The 6,040-nt window shown below is 77.8% G+C and carries 2 protein-coding genes; both read left to right on the top strand.

What is annotated here, in order from left to right; all coding sequences use genetic code 11:
* Positions 1 to 23: 23 nt before the first annotated feature.
* Positions 24 to 4,658, top strand: coding sequence for a coiled-coil domain-containing protein (locus tag ACJOT3_RS13210; protein ID WP_406972408.1), 4,635 nt, complete (start codon positions 24 to 26; stop codon positions 4,656 to 4,658).
* 87 nt (positions 4,659 to 4,745) lie between these two features.
* A complete protein-coding gene (locus ACJOT3_RS13205) occupies positions 4,746 to 6,023 on the top strand; it encodes a S8 family serine peptidase (RefSeq protein WP_406972406.1) in 1,278 nt (425 codons plus the stop codon).
* The last annotated feature ends 17 nt before the right edge of the window (positions 6,024 to 6,040 follow it).

The following is a 6,040-nucleotide window of genomic DNA, read 5'->3' as shown; positions in this document are numbered from 1 at the left end:
AGCAGCTTTTCTCCCCCACCGCCATGGCCGACGACCCGTCCACCACCGCGGCGGGCGGCCGGCGCGGCCGCCCGGAGATGAGCGGGGGCGTGCTCTCGCCCAACGACCTGCGGGCCACCCTGGCCACCCGCGTCGAGCCGGACGAGATCGCGCAGTTCCAGCAGGTCGAGGTGTGGAAGATCGCGCACGACGAGACCACCGTCAAGGTGGGGACCTCCGGTTCCCGCGGGTACTCCGCGCGGCTGCGGTTCGGCGCGTCCGCGGGCGGCACCTCCAACCGCCTGGCCGACGACGCCGCCCAGCAGGACCCGGACACGGCCCTGCGGCCCCGCGACGGCGCCGGCCCGACCCCGATCGGCGGGGCCAACGCCGCCCGGACCCTCTACGACGCGACCGGCGCCGCGAAGGTGTCGGTGTCCTTCACCGCCTCCTCGGTCTTCGTCCCCAAGGCGACGATGGGCTACGTCTACCGCCTGTCCGGCCGGGTCACCCAGGCCGTGGAGCTGATGAAGAACCGCGGCCTCGTGCTGCCCGGCCCGTGGAAGACCCGTTTCCGCGGGTGGACGGCCCGGGTCGCCGACCTGGTGTCGGGGTACATCACCGCCCGCGACGCCCAGGAGGCGGGCATCGTCCGGGACCGGGTCGTCGAGAGCGGGGACGGGACCACCCTCGACCTGTCCCCCCAGCCGAACCCGGCCGACATCACCGACGTGCGGGTGCGGCCGGGGTTCGAGGGCTCCGGCAAGCGGGTCCGCCCGGCGGACCCGACCCGGGCGCTCAGCACTCTGGTGGAGCGGCTCGCGGCCCGGGGCTACGAGTTCACCGCGGGCGGCCGGGAGCGGTTGCTGGAGGCCCTCACGACCCGGCTGGGGAACACGTCCGGGACGAGCGAGCCGGTGGACGTGCGCATCCGGCGCCGGGACGGGTCCGGCGATCCGCGGTCCGGGGGCGTCTCCCACGACGCCCGCGTCCTGGTCGACCTCCGGACGCGGGCGGGCAAGGTGGAGTACCTCGCCGCCAGCGACGTCGTCCTGGAGTCGCACACGTGGAAGGTCGAGACCGGCGGCAGTACCGCGCGCGGCACCACCACGACCGCGGGCGCCGAGGGCACCTCGTTCAACCCGACCGCGTACCGGGGCGACACCGACGCGCCGGACGACGTGCCGCCCAACCGCCCGCTCGCCGCCTCCACGGCGGTCTCGGGGAGCGTGTCGAACACGCACACCGACACACGGAGCGCGTCCACCGAGCGCACCCGCACCGTCCGGCTGGAGATGGCCGGCAGCCCCTACGCCAAGGTCGAGCAGAGCAGCGAGCTGTCCCTGACCCTGGAGGGGCCCGACGGCCTCTCGGTCGACGCCCGGGAGGACGCGGGGCCCGTCCACACCCTCTACCCGTACTCCTACCTGGACTTCTCCCCCCGGACGGACGGCGCGGGCGGCACGGGCGGGGAGGGCTCCGGCACGGCCACCACCCCCGCCCCCGCCCCGCAGGTGAGCAGCAGGCCGGCGGAGGCGGGCCGGGACGCCGCGCAGGCGCTGGCCGACCGCGCCCAGGAGGTCTTCGACAACGAGCGGGCCACCCCGATCCCGGCCGACGCGATCCTCATGCCGACCGCCGTGGACGACGGCGGCCGCGGCGTCCGCGACACGGCCGCCGTCGTCATCGCCAGGTCGCTGGGGTGGAAGCCGCCCGCCGGGGGCGAGCGCCGCGACGGCTACACCGCCGACGAGGTCCGGCTGGCGCGCGCGTACACGGCCGAGCGGCTCAAGCTCGACCCGCACCACACCCCGGTCGACGCCACCCTGGAGTCCATCGCCCTCAAGGCCCTCTTCTCGCAGACGGCCGGGAGCACCGACGGCGCGCCCATGCTGGACCTCGGGCCGACACAGTGGAACCTGACCGCGCTGCCGGACCTGTCCGGGGCGCGCGTCCTGGACGTTGTCGCGGGCACCCGGCTGGTGGACACCGACTCCGAGACGCACTCCACCTCCCAGAGCACCGCCCAGGCCTCCGCGACCGCCGTCGACCCCTCGCTGCGCCCCGCCGGGCTCACCACCGAGCAGAACGTCTACGACAAGCACACGGGCGTCCACGGGGGCGCGCTCAACGCCCCGCTGGGCACGCGCACGCAGTCCGACTCCGCGACCGGCGGCCGCTCGACCGCCGCCCCGCCGACCGCGGAGGGACACCGGCTGGGCCCCGCCTACCTCGTCGAGTTCGACACCACCTGGCTGCTGAGCGCCGCCTCCGAGTCGCGAGGCGCGGACCTGCGCAAACGCACGACGGTGCACACCGGGCAGACCCGGAACCGGGTCGCCGCGTGGGTGTCCCAGGCCGACGCGGTCCGGCTCGGCCTGGTCACCGCGGAGCGGGCCCGGAGCCTGGCCGCCGAGGCCGAGCGCGTGCACGAGGCCGCCGACGCCATGGGCCAGGACGAGCAGGACTACGGGCGCGAGCGCGGCCGCCTGGAGGACCCGGTCCGCGACTACGTGAGCGCCCACCGCACCTACCGCCGGTGGCTCGACCGGCACGGGAACGCGTCCGAGGACGGCTCCCGGAGCGGTTCCTCCGACACCGCGGACTGGGCCGCCGACCGGCTGCGGGACGCCCGGCAGGCCTACCGCGAGCAGGAGGCCCGGTACGAGTCGAGCCGGGAGCAGTACGAGGACAGCACCCGGACCTGGGTGGACACCCTGCGGCGGGCGCGGCGGGAGTTCGCCCCCGAGAACACCACAGGAACCGCCAGAACCACGGGCACCACAGGCGGCACCGACACCACAGGCAATGTGGGCACGACAGGCACCACAAGCGCCGCGGGCACCACAGGCACTACGGGCACCACGGCGGGCCCGGCACCGGCCGGGACCCGGCAGGTCCCCCCGGTCACCGGGACGAGCCTGCGCGACGCGGTCGAGGCGCGGCTGGACACGCGGCCCGGCGGCCCCGAGCCCGCCGACGCCTCCGCCGACCTGGCCGGGAAGCTGGGGCGGGGGCTGGACACCCTCGCCGACCTGCGCAGGCGCACCCACCGGGCGGACGCCGACACCGGCAAGGTCGCGGAGCTGGTCACCCGGGTCGAGCGGTCGCTGGCCGACCGCGCCGAACGCGCCGCCGCCCTCCCCCACGCCGACCCCCACGCACCCACCCGGGCCCAGGTGGACGGGGTGCGGACCGGTGTCGAGGCGTTCGAACGCGACCTGGACCGGATCACCGCCGCCGAGGACGGGAACGCCGCCGAGATCGCGGCCCTCAACGGCCGGCGCGACGCCCTGCTGGCCCAGGCCCGCGACCTGCTGGCCCGCGCGGACGAGCGCGGCGACCGCTTCGCGCGGCAGGCGCGCGACACCCACGTCGTCCTGGCCCGCGCGCTGGACCGGCTGGAACGCTCCCAGGCTCTGCTGGACGACGCGCGGGCCCGCAACAACCGCGTCCGCACGGAGACGCTGAACACCCAGGCCCGGCACCGCCCGCTCGCCCGGGAGGCGGACGAACCCGGGCACGCCCACCTGGGCGGGGACGCCGCCCGCCTCGGCGACGGGCTGGACGAGGTCCGGAACGCGTCCCGCGCGCTGGCGGCACAGAACGCGGAGCAGAGGGACCGGATCCGGGGCCTGGTGGACGGCGTGCACACCACGGCCCACGGCGAACTGCCCGCCCTGGAGGACGAGGCGCGCCGCCAGGAGGGCCTGGCCGCGGAGCTGGCGGGACTGGGCCGCCCGCTGGTCGCCGACGCGCTGTCCGACCTGGGCAGGGTCGCCGACGGAGTCGCGGAGCGGTTCGCGGGGGCCGACACCTCGGTCACCGAGGCCGACGGCCTGCTGGACACCCGGGAGGAGGCCGCCGCCGCGGTGCCGCCGCCCTCCGGCACCCTGCCCACCGCCGATCAGGTGGACGGCCTCGCCGCGCGGATCGCGGCCTTCGAGGACGACCTGGCCCGGTACGCGGGGGCGTCCCGGCGGGACCCGGAGCAGGCCGCCGAGCTGACGCGGCGGCGCACCGAACTGCTGGAGGAGGCGGCGCGGCTCGCCGCCCCGGCCGGTGACCGGCGCACGCTGCTCGCCCCGGAGCTGACGGCCGCGGAGACGACCGCGGAGCAGGTGAACGAGCGCGTCGGGGCCGTGCGCACCCTGCTGGACCGCACCCGGCGGCTGCTGCCCCCGGCGTCCGAGGGGGCGGCTGCCGGTCCGAGCACCTCGCCGGAGGCGGGCACGGGCGCCCCGGGCCTGCGCGAACGGGTGGACGGGCTGGGGGCCGACAACGCGGCCTTCATCGAGGCGGACCCAGGCCTCCGCACCGAGCTGGACGAACTGAGGACGGCCGTCGACGCCCTCGCCGCCTCCCGTGCCGCCCTGGCAGCGCGTTCGGACGCCCTCGCGGCCCGGGCCGAGGAGCTGTCCGGCACCACGCTGCCCGACCTGCGGGCGGAGATCGCCCGCCTGGACGGCCTGATCGCGCGCCTGGCCGGGCTGGAGGCACGGCTGCGCGGCACCGAGGTCCCCGAGGCCGCCCCGGACTCCGACGACGATGGCACCGACGCCGACAGCGGCAGCGATGCCGAGGACAGCGACGACGTCGCCCCCGGCGGTGCCCCGACCCTGGCCCAGCGGTTCGACGACGCCCTCAACCCGGCACCCCCGGCGGCCCAGAGCACGTGACGAACGGGGGCATTAGTGTGTGTTCCGCGCGGGCCCCCCTCGCGGACGGACCCGGCCCCCACCCCCCTTTCCCCACTGGAGAACCCGTTGAGAAAGTCCCCGGCTCCGACCGCCCGGCCGCGGGCGGCCGGGCGCACCGCCGCCGCGCTCGTGCTCGCCCTGGGCTGCACCGCGGGCCCGGCCGCCGCCGCGGCCGACACCGGCGACGAGACTCCCCCGCCCCTGTCCCAGGTCTTCGAGTTCAAGCGCGCCGACCAGCCCTGCGCCGTGCCCGGCACGCACACGGTGGAGCAGAAGCCGTGGACCCGGCCCTTCCTCGGGCTGGACGAGGTCCACCGGCTGGGCACCGGCGCCGGGGCGCGGGTGGCCGTGCTCTCCCCCGAGCTGGACGCGAGCGGCCCCGCGCTCGGCGGGGCCGTCGAGGGCGGCGGGTCCGCCGACTGCCTCGGGTACGGGACGTTCCTGGCCGGTGTCGTCGCGGGGCGGGCGGTGGAGGGCAGCGGGGCCGTGGGCGTGGCGCCGGGGGCCGAGCTGCTGTTCGTGCCGACCGGGGCCCCCGACACCGGGCTGGCCTCCTCCGGGCAGATCGCCTCCGGGATCGGGACCGCGGTGGAGGCGGGCGCCGACGTCGTCCTGGTCGCCACCGCCACCTGGGAGAACTCACAGGCCCTGGACGGGGCCGTGACCGCGGCCGCCGAGGCGGGCGCGCTGGTGGTGGCGCCCGCCACGGTGAACACGGTGCGCGGGCCGATGGCGGGCTACCCCGCGCAGCACCCCGAGGCGCTGAGCGTGGCGGCGCACGACCCGGAGGGCCTGCCGGTGGTCGACGCGGCGCTGGCGCGCGCCGACGGCGACCTGGTCCGGGTGGACCTGCTGGCGCCGGGCGACCTCACCGCGGGCCCCGGCGCCGGGGGCGGCCACGTGACCGGGTCCGGGCCGGGGGTGGCGGCGGCCTTCGCCGCCGGGACGGCCGCCCTGCTGGCCGCCCGCTCGCCGGAGCTCACCGCGCACGAGCTGCGGGAGCGCCTCATCACCACCGCCTACCCCTCGCCCGCGGGGGTCAAGGACCCGGTGAGCGGGATGGGCCGCATCGACCCGCTGGGCGCGCTGGTCACCGAGCCCGGCGGGGAGGCGGCACCGGTCGTCGGCGGGCGGTTCGTGCCCGACCCCTCGCCGCGGGGTTCGCTGGAGGCGGTGCCGACCGCCGCGACGGTCGGGGCCTTCGCGCTGCTGGTGGTGCTGTGCGCCCTGGCGGGCGCCGTGGTGCGCAACGGCAGGGCCCGCGGCTGGCGGCCCGCGCAGCCGGGCGAGCCCGTGCCGATCGGCCCGGCCCCGGAGCGGGACCCCGGGACCGGGCGCCGCTGACCGCCGCCCCGGCCCGG

The organism is Nocardiopsis protaetiae (genome assembly GCF_045446735.1).
GTDB classification, from domain to species: domain Bacteria; phylum Actinomycetota; class Actinomycetes; order Streptosporangiales; family Streptosporangiaceae; genus Nocardiopsis; species Nocardiopsis protaetiae.
This window is presented reverse-complemented; position numbering and strand designations above follow the sequence as displayed.

What these genes read in the sequence shown, in the direction of transcription:
- ACJOT3_RS13210 (WP_406972408.1), top strand. Translation starts at nt 24, where the DNA reads ATGGCCGACGACCCGTCCACCACCGCGGCGGGCGGCCGGCGCGGCCGC.